This is a genomic window from Xanthomarina sp. F1114 (assembly GCF_026410255.1).
GTDB lineage: Bacteria > Bacteroidota > Bacteroidia > Flavobacteriales > Flavobacteriaceae > Xanthomarina.
In genome coordinates this window covers 116,987-138,117 of record NZ_JAPMLL010000001.1, presented here as the reverse complement: position 1 = coordinate 138,117, position 21,131 = coordinate 116,987, and the positions used below count along the sequence as shown (strand labels likewise).

Genomic DNA, 21,131 nt, shown 5'->3' with positions numbered 1-21,131 from the left:
GGTTTAAGGTTGGTTTGATTGTGTTTATTTAGTTGAATTCTGATGATTATTTAAAAATAAAGTGTTATTCAAAATATCTAAAATCGTTTTATAGCCTTTTTGCTAATTATTTGTCCATTAGATAACGTAATTTTAGCAGTATAAGTTCCCTGACTTAAATTAGAGAGATTATAAACTTCCGAAGAACTCTTCCCCTTTAACTTGTAAATAGTTCTCCCTAACATATCAATAATCTCAACCGATTCTATTTCGTAATTTCCTGGTACACTAAACTGTATATTTCCATTTTGAAGCTCTATAATAGAAATGCTACTTCCGGTTATTTCATTTTCATTTATAGAAAGAGCAGAGTCTTTAAAAAGAATTTCAAAACGGTTATTGAATTCGCCTACTTCTGAAGTAAAAGAATAAGGCATGTCATTTAAAGCATGCACAAATCCTAACAAATTATCCTTTAGATAAATAATTTGGTCAGTTGTTTTAAACAGTCCGTCTATATGTGCAATCGCTATATGGTAATTTCCTTGTTCTATTATATGTATGCCTAATGGAACGACATCTGTATCTGTAAAAGGCAAAGCTCTCCCTTGAATAATAAAAGGTTTGTTTTCTAATAAAGAATATAAGTGTTGATTGTCTTTTATAGAAGTTCTAGCATCGTACATTCTATCTTTTTCCATGGTCGCTCCATCAATATAACCAACTAAAATTCTATTAGCTCCTTGAGTTTCAGAAACTAAATCCAACCATATTCTGTGTTTTTCAGCTGTATTATAATTTCTTTCGGTGGTTCTATAAAAGTGTGAGTTATCATAAGTGCTATTTCTCATAGAATTAGTAAATTCAATGGTAGAGTTTTCTGGCTCAGATTCCTCTAAATTTACCATAAAACTTTGTCCAGCACCTATATAAAAGTCACCGGGTCCACTTCCAGATCCTGTAGCGTTGTATGGAAGATAATCGGTTTCAGTATAATTGTAACCAAAATCATCATAAAACGGATCGATATATGTTTCAGAAATATTATGTCCGTGAGTCCAGAGGTGGACGTAACCATCTAATTCACTATTGTTTGGGTGCTGTAAAAAGCTAAAAGCATCAATGGCAGAAGGATAAGGGTTTCCAATTAAATTCCATTGATCGTCTATATTACCAGAAATAGTACCTCTAGAAACAGGAACTGTAATAACCCCATTAAATGGAGCCCCATTATTAAATGTTGCTGTATAGATTTGTGGTGTATCTGTATAAGAACTTGGTCCTCTTACAATATAGCCAATTCCTGCTTGCATGGTTTCGCCAGCTGCAGCCACCCAATTACCTTGTGTACCATTGGTATTGTAAATGGTTGGATGCCATCTATAAATTCTATTGCTTGGCGAGCCAGGAGAAATATTGTTGACATTAAAGCCAGTGATAGGAGACGACCAATATACGTAATCCAATCTTCTAATATTGGTATCGCGATCCATACTGATGTTTCCGGTATTTATACCGGCATTATCTCTCTGTACTAAAGAGCCATTATTTTCAATATGCAGTGCTCCGTTGTTGGTAATATTTAAATTGACATCCACATAAGTGCCACCGCTAATAATTAATGTGTTACCGCTATTCACTATTAAGTTACAAGCCTCAAAGCTAACTTGTCCGTTTGTACCGTTACCTGTATTGTAATCAGCATCTATAATGGCAATTTTATCTATAGTTGGGGGTGAAGACCAACCAGTAGCCGTCCATATAGTGCGCTCAATATACAGCCTTACAGCATTGCTTGCTTGGTAACAGCTTGCTGTATCTTCTCTTACTTGACAGTAAAATTGGTAGTTTTCAAGATTTAATACATCTAAAATGGTTAGAGTATCGCTATTCGCGCCAGCATAGTTTGTTCCGTTAATAACTTCAGTCCAGCCAGTATCTCCGGGAGCAGAATAGTACCATTGATAGGCTAATGGGTTTCCTCCAACAAAACCTTCGGTAGCTGTAACACTAATGGAGGCAGTTAGATCGCAATAGCTAGCTGGCAGATTAGGTTGAACAGTTATGGAAGGAGGAACACCTGTGGAAAAATCGTAGGTTCCAATGTCGGAATAATCATTGGTGTTACAAGAACTAGTTCCAGAACCAGCCCAATCTATAATTAACCAATCATTATCATCAAAGTTATTATTTGGTAAAGGACTCGCAGTATTCAGTCTTCTAAAGTTAAACCCTCTATCTCCTGAAACTGTAGTATGCATACTATCCATCCAGTTATTGCTTTCATGCACACCAAATTCGTCTACAACTACAGTTCCAGATGCTTTTAATAAACGAATAGCATCATGTTCATTAGTCTTTTTATTAATTCCTCCAACATTACTAACAAGGTCTGCCAATTCTCCATTTCCGTTAATCGGGCAGCTATTTGATGTTTGTGGGTTTGTTGTAGCTCCAATGGCTATAACGAAAGTATCGTTAGTAAGAATATTACCTGTTAAATTAACAGAATTTGATGGTGAATTTTCTCCATTATTGTATATACCTATAGAATACCCTGAAAGGTTTACAGGACTACCAGTTCCATTATAAAGTTCTATATAAGTGAGGCCTCCTAAAGTAGCATCTGTAATTTCACTAATAAATATATCAGCTAAGGTTGCGCTGCCTTCACAACCACCAATTTGGCTATCAATAATACTAAAAGCAAACGCGCTAGAACAACCCAAACTATTTGTTACTATAAGATTTCCTGTTTGCGCGCCTGTAGGCACAGTAACCTCAATTTCATGATTACTAATAACAGATACAGTTAATGGCGTGCCATTTAAAGTTACTGTTGCTGTACTTATATTGGTGCTAAAATCTGTTAAAGTTATAACGGTACCAATGGGTCCAGAACTTGGTGTTGAAGTCATGCTGCTAGAACCACATATACCAGTACCTCTAACGGCAAAGGTAAATGGGTTTTCATTACTGTCATTATTATTAATAGTTACAGTGGCATTTTTTTCGCCCGGAGTAGATGGACTAAACGCAATCATAACCGGAGTGGAATCTCCAGGTGCCAAGCTTATAGGAGCAGGATTACTTGTAATTATAAACTCTGTAGTAGATACAGTTATACTGCTTAAATCTAAAGGCCCAGTTCCTAAATTTACAATTAAGTAGGTTTTTGGGGCAGAGGTTTGTCCTTCTATTGTTCCAGCAAAGGTGTTGTCATATACCGGAGCAATCCCTGCAGCATCTGGAATATTATTTCCAGAGTTGGTTTCAACACGAATCTCTGGGTCAGGGGTTACCCCGATTCCTGTAAGATTAACAGTACATGAACTCTCATCTACATCGTTATTATTTATAGTTAAAACTCCATTTCTGGTACCATTTGCTGTAGGTGCAAATTGCACGGTAACGGTTTGACTAGCACCTGGTATTACTGTAAACGGTGCAGCAGGTGATACGATTGAAAAATCTCCGGCATTGGTACCTGTTATATTAAGGGAGCTTACATCTAATTCTGCAAACCCTAAATTCTCAATATCAAAAGTAAGGTTGTTTGTACCAAAATTACTTCCAAGAGTTCCAAAATCTATGGTATAACCACAGTTTTGATTGGTAGCTGTATTATCTACTATTTGGAGTTCTGGGGTGGTTGGAGCAGAGTTATTTGCATTAACACGTATATTGTTGAGTCCTATTTTAGGTGATCTACCCGATCCAGAACCTCGGTCTGAATCAAAATCAATCGTGAAAGTGGCGTTATTTGCTATGTTTAAACCAGTTAAAGTGACTGTTCTTAAATCGGGAATATTATTTGTAGCAGATTGGTTATAAGACCAATCTAAAGAAGAAACATTCCCTAAAACTGAGGTAACTGACCAACCTGGCAATCTACTAGCCTGGTGATAAATACTAAAAGCTTCATAACTAATTACTAATTCAGTAATCGGACTTCCAGAGGTATTTCTATAAGTTGCAGTTAGTGTTAAGTGATCTGCAGATCCTGATGGCTGGTAACCGTAGCCATTATTTGGAACCGCATACAAACCTCCAGAGTCGGTGTCAGCTTGATCCCCTCTGTATGTTGTGATTTCTCCAGTATGCGTATAACCATTTGGTAGCGTACCGTTCCATGAATTAAAATTAGTGTTGTAATCTATATTTAATACATTAATGTCTATTTCTTGCCCAAATCCAGACAAACCAAAGCATAAAAGCGCAGCAAATATGAGGGAGTATTTTTTAATCATAGGGAAAACAAATAATGTCTTTTTGTAAGACAAGTAAACAAATATAGTCTAAATTTCAATACAATGCAGTGATTAGTAGCGGGTTACTTATTAACAAATTGTTATTATCTTGCAGCTATGAAATCGGTTAAAACTTACACTCTAGAAGAGGCTAAACGAAACCTAGAAAACTATTGTGCTTATCAGGAGCGATGCCATAAGGAAGTTACCCAAAAACTTTATAAGATGCGTATGATTCCAGAAGCCATAGATCTAGTGGTAGTACATTTGCTGGAACACGATTTTTTAAATGAAACCCGGTTTGCAAAAACCTATGCGCGAGGGAAATTTCGAGTAAAAAAATGGGGTAAAAAACGCCTCGAGATAGAATTGAAAAAACGAGATATCTCTGCGTATAATATCAAAGAAGCTTTTAAGGAAATTCCAGATTCAGATTATCTAAACGTCTTTCACGAATTAGCTGAAAAAAAAGCAGCCACCATCAAAGAAACAAACCCCTTTAAAAAAAAGAAAAAGTTAGCAGATTATCTTTTGTACAGAGGCTGGGAAAGCCATTTGGTGTACGATAAAGTCAATGAGTTGTTTTAATAATCTGTATAGTTATTTTAGGACGAGTCAAATAGTATACCTTTCCCATGGCTTTCCCGTACCTTTCCCATGGATACTCCATGGCTACCTCATGGTAGTATACCAAAACATTAAAAAACTAAATCTTATTTACAATGTGATGCTATAAACACAAAAGGCTCTATAACATACATATCTTAAAAATATAGTTTACTTCTATACATTTTATATGTTTAATTTACTAAATTGAGGCTTCTAATGGTATAAATATCATCAAGCAATTCTTATTAATCTAAGAGTCTTTAAGTCCTATAGATATAACCTGTGTAAATAGGACTTTAAGCACACAAATAACTATGATACAAAGTCAATCTAAAAGTCTTAGCTTTTTTAGTCCCGATTATTCAAATTCTTCGGGCGCCGTTTTTTTCGATGCTGGTATATCTGCTGGAATTCCTTCCCCTGCTGAAGATTTTAAAGGAGAAGAAACACTTTCTTTAGACAATATGCTTGTTAAGAATAGAAAAACCACTTTTTATGCGCGTGTTAGCGGTCAAAGTATGATTGGTGCTGGCTTAGACGATAACGATTTATTGGTAATTGATAGGAGTTTGGAACCTATAAATAATAGAATAGCTGTATGCTTTCTGGATGGCGAATTTACAGTAAAGCGTTTGCGTGTTGAAAAAGATGGGGTGTGGTTACAACCTGAAAACCCAAACTATCAAGCCATAAAAATCAATGAAGACAATAACTTTGTTATTTGGGGAATTGTTACCAATGTGATTAAAAAAGTATAACTTACGCCACCAAAATAAACCACAGACACCTATGGTAGAATTGTCCTCGCTAGACCTTATTTTAATAGTTATTTTCTTCGCAATTACTCTTTTTATTGGAATTTATGTGTCCAAGCAATCTGGAAAATCTGCAGCCGAATATTTTCTTTCAGGAAGAAATATGCCTTGGTGGTTACTAGGTGTTTCTATGGTTGCAACTACTTTTTCTACAGATACTCCTAATTTAGTAACAGATATAGTTAGAACCAACGGCGTTTCTGGAAATTGGGTATGGTGGGCTTTTTTGTTAACAGGACTTCTTACGGTTTTTGTCTATGCTAAGTTGTGGAGAAAGTCGCAAGTCACTACAGATATCGAGTTTTATGAATTGCGTTATGGCGGTCCAGCTGCTCGTTTTCTTAGAGGTTTCCGTGCCATTTATCTGGGAATTATCTTTAATATCTTAGCCATGTCGGCCGTAACCTTGGCAGCCATAAAAATTGGAGCTATTATGTTGGGACTGCAACCTTGGGAAACAGTTGTTTATGCGGGAACAATTACAGTTGTCTTTAGTGCTTTAGGTGGTTTTAAAGGAGTGGTTTACACCGACTTTATTCTGTTTTTTACGGCTATGGCAGGAGCTTTAGGAGCTGCTTATTATTTGGTAGGTTTACCGGAAGTAGGAGGCTTGGAAGCCATGCTTAAACACGAAAATGTTGTAGATAAATTAAATATATTACCAGATTTTACAGATACAGAAGCTCTTATTACCTTATTGATAATTCCTTTGGCAGTCCAATGGTGGAGTTCTTGGTACCCGGGAGCCGAACCAGGTGGTGGAGGCTATATCGCGCAACGTATGTTGGCTGCTAAAAACGAAAATCATGCCATTGGCGCTACCTTCTTTTTTAATATTATGCACTATGCTTTACGTCCGTGGCCTTGGATTATTGTCGCCTTAACATCTTTGGTGATTTTTCCGGATATTGCAAGTATCCAAGAGGCTTTCCCTTTGGTAGCCAAAGATAAATTGGGACACGATTTAGCCTATTCTGCCATGTTAACCAAATTACCAAGTGGTTTATTAGGTTTAGTATTGGCATCCTTAATTGCGGCCTATATGAGTACCATATCTACTCATTTAAATTGGGGAGCATCTTATATAGTAAACGACTTTTATAAACAACAAATAAATAAAGAAGCTTCAGAAAAGCAATTGGTAACTGTAGGTAGATTAGCAACCGTTACCTTAATGGTTTGTAGTGCGCTTTTAGCTTTAGTACTTACTAATGCCTTACAACTGTTCGAAATTATTTTAATGTTTGGCGCAGGAACAGGTTTGATTTTTATTTTGCGTTGGTTTTGGTGGCGAATTAACGCTTGGAGTGAAATTTCTGCAATGTTTGTATCTGGGATAGTTTCTATATTACTAAACTTTACAGATTTAGGAATTTACTTTTTTGGAGATCAAGGACTATTGCCTACTTGGGCAAAATTCCCCATGATTGTTTTGGTAACCACATGTGTTTGGGTATTGGTTACCTTTTTAACACAAGCTGAAAGTAAAACTGTTTTACGAAACTTCTATAAGAGAATTCAGCCAGGTGGTCCAGGATGGGAAAAAGTAGTTGTAGAGGCTAGAGACGAAAACATGGAATTAGTGGATGCCAAAGAAGGAGGTTGGAGTGTGCCTTCTGGTATATTGGCTATGTTAGTAGGTTCTGCTTTAATTTACAGTCTCATGTTTGCCACAGGTTACTTTATATATGGAGAATATACTTCTGCTGTATTACTAACTGGAGCCTCTATAATTTTTGGATGGATCCTGATTAAACTCTGGAAGAAAATAAAAGTGAATATCTTATAAAGCAAAAAAGACTGTCTTAATAGATAGTCTTTTTTTATTTATATCGAATGTTTTAGATAGCTTATTCAGCTAAGATAATAACTTTATTATCTTTCATCTCAACAGTTCCTGATGTTATTTTTAAAAGCAAAAGTTTATCGTTGTCTTTATGCGGACGTATTTCTGCCGGTAATTCATCAAATACTAAATGACTTTCAGTATGAGTATGAATTTTTACGATGCCTTTTTTTAAGAGAGAAATAATGGGCGCGTGATTTTTTAACATTTCAAACTCGCCATCAACTCCGGGAACAACAACCGAATCCACTTCTTTACTAAATAAAGTTGCTTCTGGTGATACAATTTCTAAATACATATCTCTTTTTAGTTATGAGTTATAAGTTATGAGTTTCAGTTTTTGAACTCTAAACTCTGAACTTTTTTATGCTTCTGCAAGCATTTTCTCTCCAGCTTCGATAGCTTCTTCAATAGAACCTTTAAGGTTAAAAGCAGACTCAGGTAAGTGATCTAATTCACCATCCATAATCATGTTAAATCCTTTAATAGTTTCTTTAATATCAACTAATACACCTGGAATTCCAGTAAATTGCTCAGCTACGTGGAAAGGTTGTGATAAGAAACGTTGAACACGTCTTGCTCTATTCACAGCTAATTTATCTTCTTCAGATAATTCTTCCATACCTAAAATGGCAATAATATCTTGTAATTCTTTATAGCGTTGTAATAACTCTTTTACACGAGTAGCACAGTTATAATGCTCATCACCTAAAATATCTGCAGCTAAAATTCTTGATGTAGAATCCAATGGATCCACAGCAGGATAAATACCTAGCTCAGCAATCTTACGAGACAATACAGTAGTAGCATCTAAGTGGGCAAACGTTGTTGCTGGTGCAGGATCCGTTAAATCATCTGCAGGTACGTAAACGGCTTGTACAGATGTAATAGAACCTCTTTTTGTAGAAGTAATACGCTCTTGCATAGCACCCATTTCTGTTGCTAAAGTTGGTTGGTAACCTACGGCAGATGGCATACGACCAAGTAATGCAGATACCTCAGAACCAGCTTGTGTAAAACGGAAAATATTATCTACGAAGAAAAGTACATCTTTTCCTTGTCCTTCTCCAGCACCATCACGGAAATACTCCGCAATAGTTAATCCAGATAAAGCAACACGAGCACGAGCTCCAGGAGGTTCGTTCATTTGTCCGAAAACGAAAGTTGCTTTAGATTCTTTCATTATAGATTTATCAACTTTAGATAAATCCCATCCGCCATCTTCCATAGAATGCATGAAATCGTCACCGTAACGGATAATTCCAGACTCTAACATTTCACGAAGTAAATCGTTTCCTTCACGAGTTCTTTCACCAACTCCTGCGAAAACAGAAAGACCACCATGTCCTTTTGCAATATTGTTAATTAATTCTTGAATCAATACAGTTTTACCAACACCAGCACCACCAAATAAACCAATTTTACCACCTTTTGCATAAGGCTCAATTAAATCGATTACTTTAATACCAGTAAATAAAACTTCTGTAGAAGTTGATAATTCTTCAAACTTAGGAGCTTGTCTGTGAATTGGTAAACCAGCTTCACCGCTTTTAGGTAAGTCTCCAAGACCATCAATAGCATCACCAATAACATTAAATAAGCGACCATATACATCCTCGCCAATTGGCATTTGTATTGGTGCTCCTGTAGCATGAACTTCAGAACCTCTACTTAAACCGTCAGAGGAGTCCATAGCAATAGTACGTACAGTATCTTCACCAATGTGAGATTGTACTTCTAATACTAAAATGGAACCATCAGTTCTTCTAATTTCTAATGAATCGTAAATCTTTGGAAGTTCAGTACCAACTTCGAACTCTACGTCGATAACTGGACCTACTATTTGTGCAACTTTACCTGTAACTTTTGACATTACTCTTGTGTTTATTTATTTGCTAAATGTTTCATATGAAAAAAAACAACTAATTTACCCCGTGGGATAAATGCATTTTTTCGCGCTGCAAAGATAGTAGTTTTAATTTAAAAACAACATGAATTTTTTAGGCTTTTTTAAGCATAAAAAACGCCATCAATCCGAATTAAGGAATGATGGCGTTTTAAACATGTTTTTTACCTATATTATTGTAAGTTAGGAGGGTAGTTTGTAGGATAGTTTCCTGGATCTACAAAATTCCCTGAGGCTTCAAAGTTAGATCCGTAAGTAAGATCTATAGCTCTCATCATCTCGTTAGCCATAACGGCATAACCTCTTGATGTTAAATGAACCCCGTCTAAACTAATCAAACCACCTCTAACTAATTCTGTAGTTAAAATATAGTTTCCAGAAGGAAAACCTATGGTCGACGCTTCAATTAGAATACCTTTAAAATCTACAAGAGCTAAGCTTTTGTTATTTGCAATAGCTTCTATACTTGAATTATAAGCATCTGTTGCGTTTTTGATATTTGTTTGTTCTTGTGGAACAAGCACCCATTTGTCTTCTAAAGGTAGTGTAATACCTTCTATAGAAAATTGACCTGCTAATTCAGGAGATAATCCTTGTTGCATTAATGCTGCTGCATAAGCTTGATTAACAGTTCCAATTACTGAACTACTAGGTAAAACAAATAAATCTGTTTCTGTAGCCTGTCTTGTTTGACCGTAAGTCTGTCCTAATAATCCAGCTACTAATGGTGCCGCTTGTGGTGGTAAACCAAATTGAGCAATAAAATCAGGGAAGGTTGGACTAGCCATTAAAGCGCCAGTTATTTGAGCAGATATATCTGTTAAATACTCGTCCTTAATAACCACTGGACTTGCTTCTGTTTCAGAAAAAACAACCATACGGTTAGGTTCTCCTAAGGCATCATATATTTGATTTAATGCACCAAAAATAGAATTAAGCATTGGAATTTGAGGTCCAAAATCTGGGTTTGTAGGATCTAGAGGGTTATGAGGTACCGTTGTAAAATGTGCTAAGCTTGTAATATACGGTACATTGGCTACAACACCTTTAGCTCCATTTGCTGTTAAGGCATCTACTGCTGCAGAGAAAGACGCTGCAAACACGTTAGGGTCTGTAATATCATTGCTTCCATAAGTTGATGGATCTATATTCCCGGTTTGGTCTACACCTGATCCGCCAGAAGTAGCATAAGCTAAGACATCGTTTCCTCCAATTTCAGATAAGGTAAAAAATGTTGGGTTCTGACTTACAGCATCTCCAAGTACGGTAGCACCAGCACTAGAAGCCATTCTGCCAAAATATGGGTTTAAAGTTCCGTAACCTTGTATTCCTAAATGGAAGCTTTTAGCACCAGGAATACCATAATTATTAAAAGGTCCTGATAAATGATTGGTTACTTGGGTTGTTGGAGTTGCAGGTAATACAACAGGCGCTGTTCCATTAAAATATAGTCTAGGATTGGCAACTACAGTTGGTCCCATTACAAAACCACCAATATTATCGTTCATTAAAGGTTGATTGAAGGTTCCTCCTCCAACTAATTCAAACTTCTGCGATAAAATGTTTGGGAATGAATTTTGTTGTCCTGCTATAAACAAAGCATTGTCTGTAAAACCAGCAGAGAAAGAAGCACCTACCGCCACATAATTTGATAAATCTGCTTCTCCAGCAACTAAGGCTGGTAAAACAGGCTCCGGTGTAGAAGAGTCATCATCGTTATTACAAGCTGTAAAACCTAAGAGTACAGCAAGTAACCATATATATTTTGTTTTCATATTAAATTTTTTCATGATATTATAGGTTATTAAGTGTCCATGATACATAATAAATAGATCCAATACTACCGGTACCAATTGCAGAATAATATTCTTCGCCAAAGGCATTAGAAGCACCTAATTTAAATACGGACTTGATTTTTGGAACAGTATAGCTAATTTGTGCATCTAAAGAATGGAAAGCAGGAATGTCTCCGTCTCCAAAAGTAGCTTCCCACTTATAATCATCACTCCACTTCCAAGCTAAATTAAATCCAAAATTTTTAAAAACTTCGGTATGACCAAAGCCAACTTTTACTTTATGTTCTGGAGTGTTAAAACTTGTTCTAAAATCTGGATTAGCTTCTTGGTCGAAATCTTCTTTAGCATATGTATAACTACCATTTAAATCGAAGCCATTAAATACTTTCATTGAAAGTCCTATGGACCCTCCAAAAGATTTTACATCGACATCTGAATTTGTGTAGGTTTGATATGATTGGTAATCTTTAAAGTTAATCGCGTCAAGAGAGACTCCATTATCTCCTGCTACCCCGTATAAAGGAGCAACAACATTTTCGTTAGATATAAAGTCTTTATATTTATTGTAGTACACACTTAAATCTATAGTTAGAGGGTTTAATTTACCTCTATACCCAATTTCCATAGAACTTACTTGTTCTGGTTTTACAATATCTGGATTCCCAACCTTTAGTAAACTAGCATCTCTTGTTCCAGGGGAGTTTCCACTGGCTAAATATGCAGTAACACTTGAACTTGAGTAAGAGTTGGTATATGCAGCTCCACCTGTTTGGTTTATAATTGCTGGGTGACCGTTTTGTTGTCCGGAAGCACTTACAGCATAATCTCTAGTATATCTATCCAAGTTGGAAGGAGCAGAACCAACTAATACGTATGGTCCGGCATCTAATCCAATAAATAAATCTTGAGTTGTTGGGTTTCTAAATCCTGTTTGGAAAGAAGCTCTAATATTGTGGTTTCTGTTTATAGTTAAACCAGCAGAAATTCTTGGAGACACAAATCCACTGTAAAATTCAGATTTATCAAAACGTGCTGAACCTGTTAATTTAAGTTCTAAGTCTTCGTTTAAATCAAATTGTTTTTGAAGCTGGGTATAGATACCATATTCTGAATAAGGTATAGATCCGTCGTAATCCGTGTATATTGTTCCAGATGAATTTAAATCATATTTTCTAAAAGATCCTCCAAGTTGTACTTCGAGCACATCCCAAAGGTGACTGAAATTGTAGTTACCATCTGCATGGTAATATTTAGAAGCATCTTGGAATTTTGAACCAGTTACTAACTGTGGGTCATTAATACTTTTATTGAAGGCCGCTTTAAACTCTGGCGAACCTGGTTCATATCTTCCTGATTCTGCAGCTTGTCTTGCTAAATCGTGAGCCTGATCTTCTGTAGCACCGCCTATAGTTGCTGCAGCAAAGGTGTTGATATAATCTCCAAACCATTGTTCATCACTTTTCCAAGCTCTGTTAATTTGAATACCGGTCATAGTCATATCATAAGAGTCTCCTGCTTTGTCTGCAACTATATAACCTCTTAAAAAGAAGTTGTCATTTCTAACTTCAATTTTGTGTTGTTGTTGAAAGAAGTTATCAATGCTGTAACGGTTAGATCCTTGATAAATGGTAGAACCTGTACCTACTTTACCTACATAAGCAATTTCGAAATCGTTAGCCCATGGACGGTAGTATAGTCCCCAGTCAGCTTTTATACTTTCTGCATTATAATCGGTTAAATCTCTTTCTTCATATCCTGTTCTACTTACTACAACGTCTGGAATAATTCCTAATCCACCAGAAGCCGAGCGTATGTTTGTAGAAACTTCGTCACCATATATATTGTAACCATCGTAGTTTAAACTAGCTCTAGTGTCACCAGTTCCTGGTTTTCCTTGATAGTTAGTTGCATACCAATCGGTTCCTTTTAACCAGCCAAAATTTACTTTAGCCGCAAATTTATCGCTAAATTTATGTGCGAGTCTAATCCCTAAATCTCTATAGGTGTTGTCTCCAGCAGCATCTTGCGAGGTAATTCCTTGTTTGTAGTAACCACTAATACCTTGCACATCAAACGGGCTTTTACTTCTCATAAAAAGAATTCCGTTGAAAGCGTTTGCTCCATATAGTGCAGAAGCAGCTCCAGGAAGTAACTCGACACTTTGTACATCGGTTTCAATCATTCCTACTAAGTTTCCTATTGGGAAATTTAAGGCAGGAGTTGAGTTGTCCATTCCATCCACCAGTTGCATAAAACGTGTGTTAGAAAAAGCCGCAAACCCTCTTGTATTTATTGAGTTAAACGTTAAACTGTTGGTGTTGATATCCACACCTTTTAAGTTTTCTAAACCATTATAGAAATCTGCAGAAGCTGTATTTTTAATTTCTTTTAAACCAAAACGTTCTACAGTTACTGGGGATTCAAAGATTCTTTCCGGAGTTCTAGAAGCGGAAATAACTACTTCGTCTAATGAAGTTCCTTCTTTCAAGATAAAATTTAAAGTTTGGTTGTTGGCCGTAACCTCTTGGTTTACGGTGCTAAACCCAACACTACTTGCTTGTAATGTAAACGGAGGTTCTTGACTGACAGTTAAAAAAAAGTTTCCATCGAAATCGGTAACTGTACCAGTCGACGTCCCTACTATAATAACGTTTGCTCCAGGAATTGGCTGACTGTTCTCGTCAGTTACAACACCTGAAATTGTTGTTTGTGAGTACGATATCCCACAAAAAAACAAAAATAAAAGTGAAAGGATTGATTTCATTTTATAGTTTTAGTTAATTATTAATTGATTTAGTTAATTTATTATTAGGCAATATATAATAATATTATGAAAACTTTAAGAGGTTTTTGATTAAAATTATGCGTGCATAACATTTTTAACATAATTCTACTTCATTTACTAAATGTTGATTTTGATGATAAAATGGAATATAAGGTGCTGATATTCAATTTAATAAATGTTATATGTTTGTTAATATATCTACATTTTTAAATACAACTTAGAAAAGCTTTTTATATAGTAGAACCATTTATTTGGATATATTGATATAGCTACCTCATGCAAATTGATGACGATAACTACATGTTAATAGAATATGAGGACTATTTAAACAAACCCAAACTAGTTTTAAAACATATAGCTCAAGAAATGGAAATGTCTTTCGATTACTCGAGTGTTATTCCATTCTCTAATAACAGGCAAGTGGATACTACCAACTGCGACCCAGAATTATTATCTGCTACAGATGCTATTTATAAAAGTTTGCAAGAAAGAAAACTTGACTTTTAAAACTTCTTATTATTCTACCGTTACAGACTTAGCAAGATTTCTTGGCTGATCTACATTTTTATCTAATAAAACAGCTATATGATATGATAGTAATTGCAAGGGAATTGTGGTTAATAATGGCGATAAGCACTCTAAGGTTTCTGGAACCTCAATTACATAATCTGCCAGTCTCTGAACGTTGGTGTCACCTTCGGTTACAACCGCTATAATTTTTCCTTGTCTGGCTTTTATTTCCTCTATATTGCTCACTATTTTTTCATAATGCCCTTTTTTTGTAGCAATAACAACAACAGGCATGTTCTCGTCAATAAGAGCAATAGGACCATGTTTCATTTCAGCAGCAGGGTAACCTTCTGCGTGGATGTATGAGATTTCCTTTAATTTTAAAGCCCCTTCCAAGGCTACTGGAAAGTTATAACCTCTTCCTAAATACAAGCAGTTTCTAACATCTTTGTATTTATTGGCTATCATTTTTATATGATCTTCAGACTCTAGTGCTTTTTGTACTTTTTCTGGAATAAGCTCTAACTCTTGTAAATGATGTCTAAATTCTGGGAGTGAGATTTCACCTTTTATTTTAGCTAATTTTAATGCTATTAGTGTTAATACAGTAATTTGTGTAGTAAAAGCCTTAGTTGATGCCACCCCAATTTCTGGTCCAGCATGAGTGTATGCTCCAGCATGAGTTTCTCTAGCAATAGAAGATCCTACTACGTTACAAACGCCAAATACAAAAGCTCCATGAGATTTTGCCAATTTTATAGCTGCCAAGGTATCTGCAGTTTCTCCAGATTGCGAAATAGCAATCACTACATCTTTATTGGTAATTACTGGGTTTCTATATCTAAATTCTGATGCGTATTCTACTTCTACCGGAATTCTAGCAATGTCTTCAAAAATATACTCGGCTACTAAACCAGCATGCCATGAGGTACCACAGGCTACTACTATAATTCTATCTGCATTAAGAAATCTCTCTATATTATCATTGATACCAGCCATTTTTACGATACCTTCTTTAACTAGAAGCCTACCTCTGTAGGTGTCTCTTATCGCGCTAGGTTGCTCATATATTTCTTTAAGCATAAAGTGGTCGAAACCTCCTTTTTCTATTTGCTCTAGATTCATTTGTAACTCTTGAACATAAGGGTCTACCAAAGAATCGTCCTTAATTTTTCTAATTTTAATGTCTTTATTGGCTCTAATAATAGCCATTTCTTCATCTTCTAAATAAATAGCATTTTTAGTATATTCTATGAATGGTGAAGCATCGCTGGCAATAAAAAATTCGTTATCTCCAACACCAACAGCTAATGGACTCCCTAATCTAGCAATTACAATTTCGTCCGGTTTGTTTTTATCGAAAACCGCTATGGCATAAGCTCCAATAACTTGATTTAATGCAACTTGAACAGCTTTCCCTAGCTTTAGGTTTTCCTTTAATTTAACATCTTCAATTAAATTGACAAGTACTTCTGTATCAGTGTCTGATGTAAATTCGTAACCTCTTGCAGTGAGTTCCTTTCTAAGTGATTCGTAATTTTCTATAATCCCATTATGGATAATAACTAAATCTCCAGAATTGGAGTAATGTGGATGCGCATTAACATCGTTTGGAACCCCGTGTGTTGCCCAACGTGTATGTCCAATCCCAATATTTCCATGGGTTGGAATGGATTTATTAACTTTTTCTTCAAGATCTGCAACCTTGCCTTTTGTTTTACAAACATTAAGGTTGTTGCCATCAAATAAAGCGACTCCGGCACTGTCGTATCCGCGATATTCAAGCCTTTTTAAGCCTTCAATAATAATTGGAAAGGCCTCTTTTTGGCCAATATATCCTACAATTCCACACATAGTTTGTTAATTAATTATCTGGTTGGGTATAATATATTTCTAATTGTACTCTTTTGTCTTCTGGGACATTTAAATTGCTACCATGTAAAACCGTGCCTTTTTGAGATAGAGCTGTTCCGATAGGAATTCCTTCTAAATCACCATCATTTAAGACATAAGAATTAATAATCTCGTTAATATTACTTGTAACATACAAGCCTAATTGAAGGTTAGTTGAATCTCTTAGCAAAATATTATTTAAATGCTCGGTCACTCTTATTTTGTACTTACCATTTCCACTAGCATCTTCTTCTAAACGAGATGAGTAGTTCAATTTAGAATTTACGGGGTTGTTTGTATTAGTTGTAGTATCGTAAAAATAATCTACAATAGGAATATTATTCTTAATGTCATAAAGAATTACTCGATCGGGATCCTGTTTTGAAGTCATTTGCGAGGTTTCAATCTCATCTACATAAAAAATTAAATTTGCTTCATTGATTAAACGACTAGGCTCTCCGTTAGTATCTTTATAAAGTAAATTAAATTCGTCTAATACAGCTGGATCTTTAAACAGGTCAACAATTGCTATAGCACCTTCTCCTCCTTTTAAGTAGAGGTTTTGATCTCCGTTAATTTTGTCTGCATTATCATTGGCATTATTTAATAATGAAATTGCTACTGGATCTACAGTTATAGTACTGGCTCTATTTGCTTTGAAGTTCATTATATACTTATTGTTTCTAACAAGTTTAATTTCTTCAATATTGCCATTATCATCTAAAACAACCTCTTCATTACTATAGTTTACTGTTAAATTAGCAGCTGAGCTATCAAAGTTAAGCATAATAGCATTTCCTGTTGTTTCGTCGTTTGCAAGTTCTACTTTAAAATATAAACCTCTAAAATAATCTTTAAAGTTATTAGTATTGCTTAACTCTGGCATGCCTTGTTTGTCAAATAATAAGGTTTTCCAAAAGATATCACCTGGGTTTAGTAGTTTAACACGTAGACTTGGAGGAATAGTTCCGGTTTCTACAACGGGCTCACCTTCTTCATTTTCTTCATAGATGGTTTGTTCTAATTTGCTTGGAAAAAATGCTTCAGATTCGTATAATTTCTCTTTTAAATTACTGGTAGCTCCAAATTCACTATTGTTTGAATAGTATAATTGCGAACCTGTGTCTTCAGTAGCAGCATTATAGTCTCTTAAAAAGTAATTAGATCTATAAATAGTTAATTTAATGGGTTTGTCTCCGTAAAGGGAATCTAATTCATATTTATCCATTCCAGATTCGCCCGTTTCACTCGAGAAATACGGAATGGTTAAATAAACACTTGAGACCTCTGGATTTCTACCAAAATCAGGACTAAGATAACCATTGGCAGGTACAACCTGAGTCAAAATCTCGTTAGTAGTTTCTGAATAAATAGGATCTGAATAGATACCCAGAAAGTTTGAAGGGAAATTACTAGTTTGCAGAGGTTTTATTCTTTTGTTGTAAGCTACAACAGGAAACTTATCGCTACTAGTTCCAAAATTCTGGATCCCCTCAATGTCGCTTTCTAAGGAGTTGTAATCGTTGTCACAAGCAATAAAAGCAATACCAATTAGAGATAAAATGCTGATAAACTTTGAAACTTTAATGATTCTTTTCATAAATATAATATAGAATAATCTGGGCTTAGCCTAAAACTTTTGTGTTGTAAAAATCCACATAAGCTTCTCCAAACTCATCTTTCGATTTATAATCGAGTATTGGTTTTTTAGATTCATTTAAATATTTGCTCAATTCGTCTGGTATCTCTTTCGAACCTATAATTAGGGCGTCAGAATGGTCGATAGCCACTTTCATTAAGCTATTGTACGTTGGCTTTGCAAGCTCTTTAATAAAAGCGTCGTCAATATTATCGAACTTAACTTTGTTAACCATGTCTTTGTTTAACGTACCTTCGAAACTTTGATTGTATATAGAAGTCACTATTTTACTTTCAGTAAATAATGGTTCGTCTTTATAAAATTGCTTTAAGTACATTGGCAATAATGATGCCAACCAACCGTGAACATGTATAATGTCTGGAGACCAGTTTAGTTTTTTAACAGTTTCAATTACACCTTTTGCAAAGAAAATAGCGCGTTCGTCGTTGTCTGGAAAAAGAGCTCCATCTTCGTCTGTTAAAGTAGCTTTTCTTTTAAAATATTCGTCATTGTCAATGAAGTATACTTGAATGCGCTCTTTAGGAATAGATGCCACTTTAATAATTAAAGGCATGTCTAAATCGTTAATAACCAAATTAATTCCTGAGAGTCTTATTACCTCATGCAACTGGTGTCTTCTTTCATTAATATTCCCATATCTAGGCATGAAAATTCGTATTTGTCCGCCTTGTTGATTCACCATTCTAGGTGTTTCAAAGGACATTGAAGAAATTTCAGTTTCTGGTAAATAGGGTACAACTTCAGATGATACGTATAATATCCTCTTATCTTTCATAACATAATGCTTTTGGGTAATTCAAAATAAAATCACGCAAAAATACAAAATTTTATGCAGATTCGTTGTAAAATATTAAGTTTGCACGCGTTAATATTTTTATAAAGTGAAGATTTTTACAGAAAGGACCCAAATTCAAAACGTCATTAGGCAAAATAAGACCAGGAATTTGTCTATTGGCTTTGTTCCAACTATGGGAGCATTACACGACGGACATTTGTTTTTGGTTAAAGAAGCCTTAAAGGAAAATCAAGTAGTGGTGGTAAGTATTTTTGTTAATCCTACACAGTTTGATAATAAAGATGATCTTAAAAAATACCCTAGAACTTTAGATAACGATGTTGAGTTGCTGGAAAGTGTTTCTAAAGATATTCTTATTTATGCACCAACAGTAGCCGATATTTATAATGGGCAGACCGTTTCGGAAGCCTTTGATTTTGATGGCTTGGAGTTTGAAATGGAAGGTAGGTTTAGATCTGGACATTTTGATGGTGTTGGAACTGTTGTAAAACGATTATTAGAAATTGTTACACCAGATAATGCATACTTTGGTAAGAAAGATTATCAGCAATTGATGATAATTAAAAAACTAGTTGAAAAACAACAAATTCCTGTAAATATCGTTGGTTGCGATATCTATAGAGAAGTCAATGGCTTAGCTATGAGTTCTAGGAATGTACGTTTAAAAAGGGAATATAGAGAAGCAGCGCCTTTTATTTTTAAAACGCTTCAAACTGCCAAAAATAAGTTTGGCACAAAAAGTGCTAATAAAGTTACGGAATGGGTTGAAAATGAATTTGCTAAACACAAATTTCTAAAATTGGAATATTTTATTATTGCCGATGCAGTAACCCTGAAGTCCGTTAAAAGAAAGAATAAGAATAAAAAATATCGTGCTTTTGTTGCTGTTTACGCAGACGATATACGACTAATAGACAATATAGCACTAAATTAATTACCTTTAACACATGCAAATACAAGTTGTAAAATCTAAAATTCACAGAGTAAAATGTACGGGTGCAGAACTTAATTATATTGGTAGTATTACTATCGATGAAGATTTAATGGATGCTGCCAATATTATTCAAGGCGAAAAAGTTCAGATTGTAAATAACGATAACGGCGAGCGTTTAGATACATATGTTATTCCCGGTCCAAGAGATAGTGGAGAAATTACTCTAAACGGAGCAGCCGCTAGGAAGGTGTCTGTGGGGGATACGCTTATTTTAATTACTTATGCTTTTATGGATTTAGAAGAAGCAAAAGTATTTAAACCAGCTCTAGTGTTTCCAGATGAAGCCACCAACAGATTAATATAAATTGAATCAAACGCTTAAAAAATATTTAAAAATCCTACTCCCAATTTTGTTGGGAGTTTTTTTAATAGGCTATTCTTTATCTAAAGTACCTTTAAATGAACTGTTAGTATTTGTTAAAAATGCCGACTATAGTTGGATTCTTTTAGGCATGTTATGTGGTTTATTGAGTCATTTATCTAGAGCTTATAGATGGCGATTTCAATTAGAACCCTTAGGTTATAAAGTAAGGTTTGCAAACAGTATTATGGCTGTTTTTTCGGCTTATTTAATTAATTACACCATTCCCAGAGCGGGCGAAGTTGCTAGAGCTTCTATTTTAACAACTTACGAAGATGTTCCTTTTGAAAAAGGTTTCGGCACTATAGTATCAGAGCGTGTGGCAGATTTAATAGTAATGTCTGCTATTATTGGAATAACTCTTTTTATTCAATTCGACTTTATCTATCAGTTTTTTATTGAAAAATTTAATCCCTTACACATAATAATAGCTTTAGTTGCATTGACTCTCATTGCGTTTGTTGGTTTTAGGTATATAAAAAGCAGTCAATCTACTTTTGCTTTAAAAGTAAAAAAGTTCTTGGCAGGACTTTTAGAAGGTGTTTTAAGCATCTTTAAAATGAAAAAGAAATGGGCTTTTATTGGTCACACCCTTTTTATTTGGAGTATGTATATAGTTATGTTTTACGTTACAACTTTTTCTCTAACAGAATTACAGGGTATATCTTTTGGTGCGGTTTTATTAGGGTTTATTTCAGCCACTTTTAGTATTGCTGCTACAAATGGAGGTATAGGTTCTTATCCAATTGCTGTCTATGCAGCTTTTTCTCTTTTTGCCATCCCAGAGTCTCCAAGTATGGCTTTTGGCTGGATTGTATGGGCATCGCAAACCGTTCTTCTTGTTTTGGCCGGTGGACTTTCTTTGATCTTATTGCCTGTTTTTAATAAAAATAAAAGAGCGGAAATTACTAAGAATAAAGATGAAGTTTAA

Annotated in this window: 15 protein-coding genes; 7 read left to right on the top strand and 8 right to left on the bottom strand. The window is 35.0% G+C overall.

The features are described from left to right. Nucleotides 1-77: 77 nt before the first annotated feature. Nucleotides 78-4,229, bottom strand: coding sequence for a RemA C-terminal-like gliding motility protein (locus OS188_RS00550; RefSeq protein WP_267146856.1), 4,152 nt, complete (start codon nt 4,227-4,229; stop codon nt 78-80). Between the two features lie 117 nt (nt 4,230-4,346). Here OS188_RS00550 and OS188_RS00545 point away from each other — a divergent pair, with 117 nt between their 5' ends. The 3 genes from OS188_RS00545 (at nt 4,347) to OS188_RS00535 (ending at nt 7,442) form a co-directional block, all read left to right on the top strand. Further along, complete coding sequence (locus OS188_RS00545; RefSeq protein WP_267146855.1) at nt 4,347-4,817, top strand: regulatory protein RecX; 471 nt, start codon at nt 4,347-4,349, stop codon at nt 4,815-4,817. 335 nt (nt 4,818-5,152) lie between these two features. Further along, a complete protein-coding gene (locus OS188_RS00540) occupies nt 5,153-5,596 on the top strand; it encodes a LexA family protein (RefSeq protein WP_267146854.1) in 444 nt (147 codons plus the stop codon). Between the two features lie 31 nt (nt 5,597-5,627). After that, a complete protein-coding gene (locus tag OS188_RS00535) occupies nt 5,628-7,442 on the top strand; it encodes a sodium:solute symporter family protein (RefSeq protein WP_267146853.1) in 1,815 nt (604 codons plus the stop codon). A 61-nt stretch (nt 7,443-7,503) separates the two neighbouring features. Here OS188_RS00535 and OS188_RS00530 read toward each other — a convergent pair whose 3' ends face one another. From OS188_RS00530 to OS188_RS00515, 4 genes are all read right to left on the bottom strand, one after another. Further along, nucleotides 7,504-7,797 (bottom strand): F0F1 ATP synthase subunit delta/epsilon, encoded by a 294-nt coding sequence (locus OS188_RS00530; protein ID WP_267146852.1) that lies wholly within the window; start codon nt 7,795-7,797, stop codon nt 7,504-7,506. A gap of 66 nt (nt 7,798-7,863) precedes the next feature. Further along, the gene (gene atpD, locus OS188_RS00525; protein ID WP_267146851.1) at nt 7,864-9,372 is read right to left on the bottom strand and encodes a F0F1 ATP synthase subunit beta; all 1,509 of its coding nucleotides are present in this window, start codon (nt 9,370-9,372) and stop codon (nt 7,864-7,866) included. 206 nt (nt 9,373-9,578) lie between these two features. Then, nucleotides 9,579-11,180 (bottom strand): SGNH/GDSL hydrolase family protein, encoded by a 1,602-nt coding sequence (locus OS188_RS00520; protein ID WP_267146850.1) that lies wholly within the window; start codon nt 11,178-11,180, stop codon nt 9,579-9,581. Nucleotides 11,181-11,199: 19 nt separating this feature from the next. Beyond that, nucleotides 11,200-13,965, bottom strand: a complete 2,766-nt coding sequence (locus OS188_RS00515) for a TonB-dependent receptor (RefSeq protein WP_267146849.1) — start codon at nt 13,963-13,965, stop codon at nt 11,200-11,202. Between the two features lie 297 nt (nt 13,966-14,262). On the opposite strand from OS188_RS00515, the gene OS188_RS00510 reads away from it, so the two are divergent. Then, on the top strand, nt 14,263-14,493 hold the full coding sequence (locus tag OS188_RS00510) for a hypothetical protein (protein WP_267146848.1): 231 nt from the start codon (nt 14,263-14,265) through the stop codon (nt 14,491-14,493). Between the two features lie 9 nt (nt 14,494-14,502). Here the strand turns inward: OS188_RS00510 and glmS are convergent, their stop codons facing one another. From glmS to OS188_RS00495, 3 genes are read right to left on the bottom strand one after another with little or no spacing between them, the layout of a single operon-like run. Continuing rightward, nucleotides 14,503-16,350 (bottom strand): glutamine--fructose-6-phosphate transaminase (isomerizing), encoded by a 1,848-nt coding sequence (gene glmS, locus OS188_RS00505; RefSeq protein ID WP_267146847.1) that lies wholly within the window; start codon nt 16,348-16,350, stop codon nt 14,503-14,505. Between the two features lie 10 nt (nt 16,351-16,360). Further along, a complete protein-coding gene (gene bamH / locus OS188_RS00500; RefSeq protein ID WP_267146846.1) occupies nt 16,361-17,989 on the bottom strand; it encodes a beta-barrel-assembly machine lipoprotein BamH in 1,629 nt (542 codons plus the stop codon). Between the two features lie 25 nt (nt 17,990-18,014). Continuing rightward, nucleotides 18,015-18,824, bottom strand: a complete 810-nt coding sequence (locus OS188_RS00495; protein ID WP_267146845.1) for a glycogen/starch synthase — start codon at nt 18,822-18,824, stop codon at nt 18,015-18,017. A gap of 106 nt (nt 18,825-18,930) precedes the next feature. Between OS188_RS00495 and panC the strand changes: the two genes are divergently transcribed. The 3 genes from panC to OS188_RS00480 are packed head-to-tail and all read left to right on the top strand — an operon-like array spanning nt 18,931 to nt 21,131. Further along, the gene (gene panC, locus OS188_RS00490; RefSeq protein WP_267146844.1) at nt 18,931-19,779 is read left to right on the top strand and encodes a pantoate--beta-alanine ligase; all 849 of its coding nucleotides are present in this window, start codon (nt 18,931-18,933) and stop codon (nt 19,777-19,779) included. Nucleotides 19,780-19,792: 13 nt separating this feature from the next. Further along, on the top strand, nt 19,793-20,143 hold the full coding sequence (gene panD, locus OS188_RS00485; protein WP_267146843.1) for an aspartate 1-decarboxylase: 351 nt from the start codon (nt 19,793-19,795) through the stop codon (nt 20,141-20,143). Between the two features lies 1 nt (nt 20,144). After that, the gene (locus OS188_RS00480; protein WP_267146842.1) at nt 20,145-21,131 is read left to right on the top strand and encodes a lysylphosphatidylglycerol synthase transmembrane domain-containing protein; all 987 of its coding nucleotides are present in this window, start codon (nt 20,145-20,147) and stop codon (nt 21,129-21,131) included.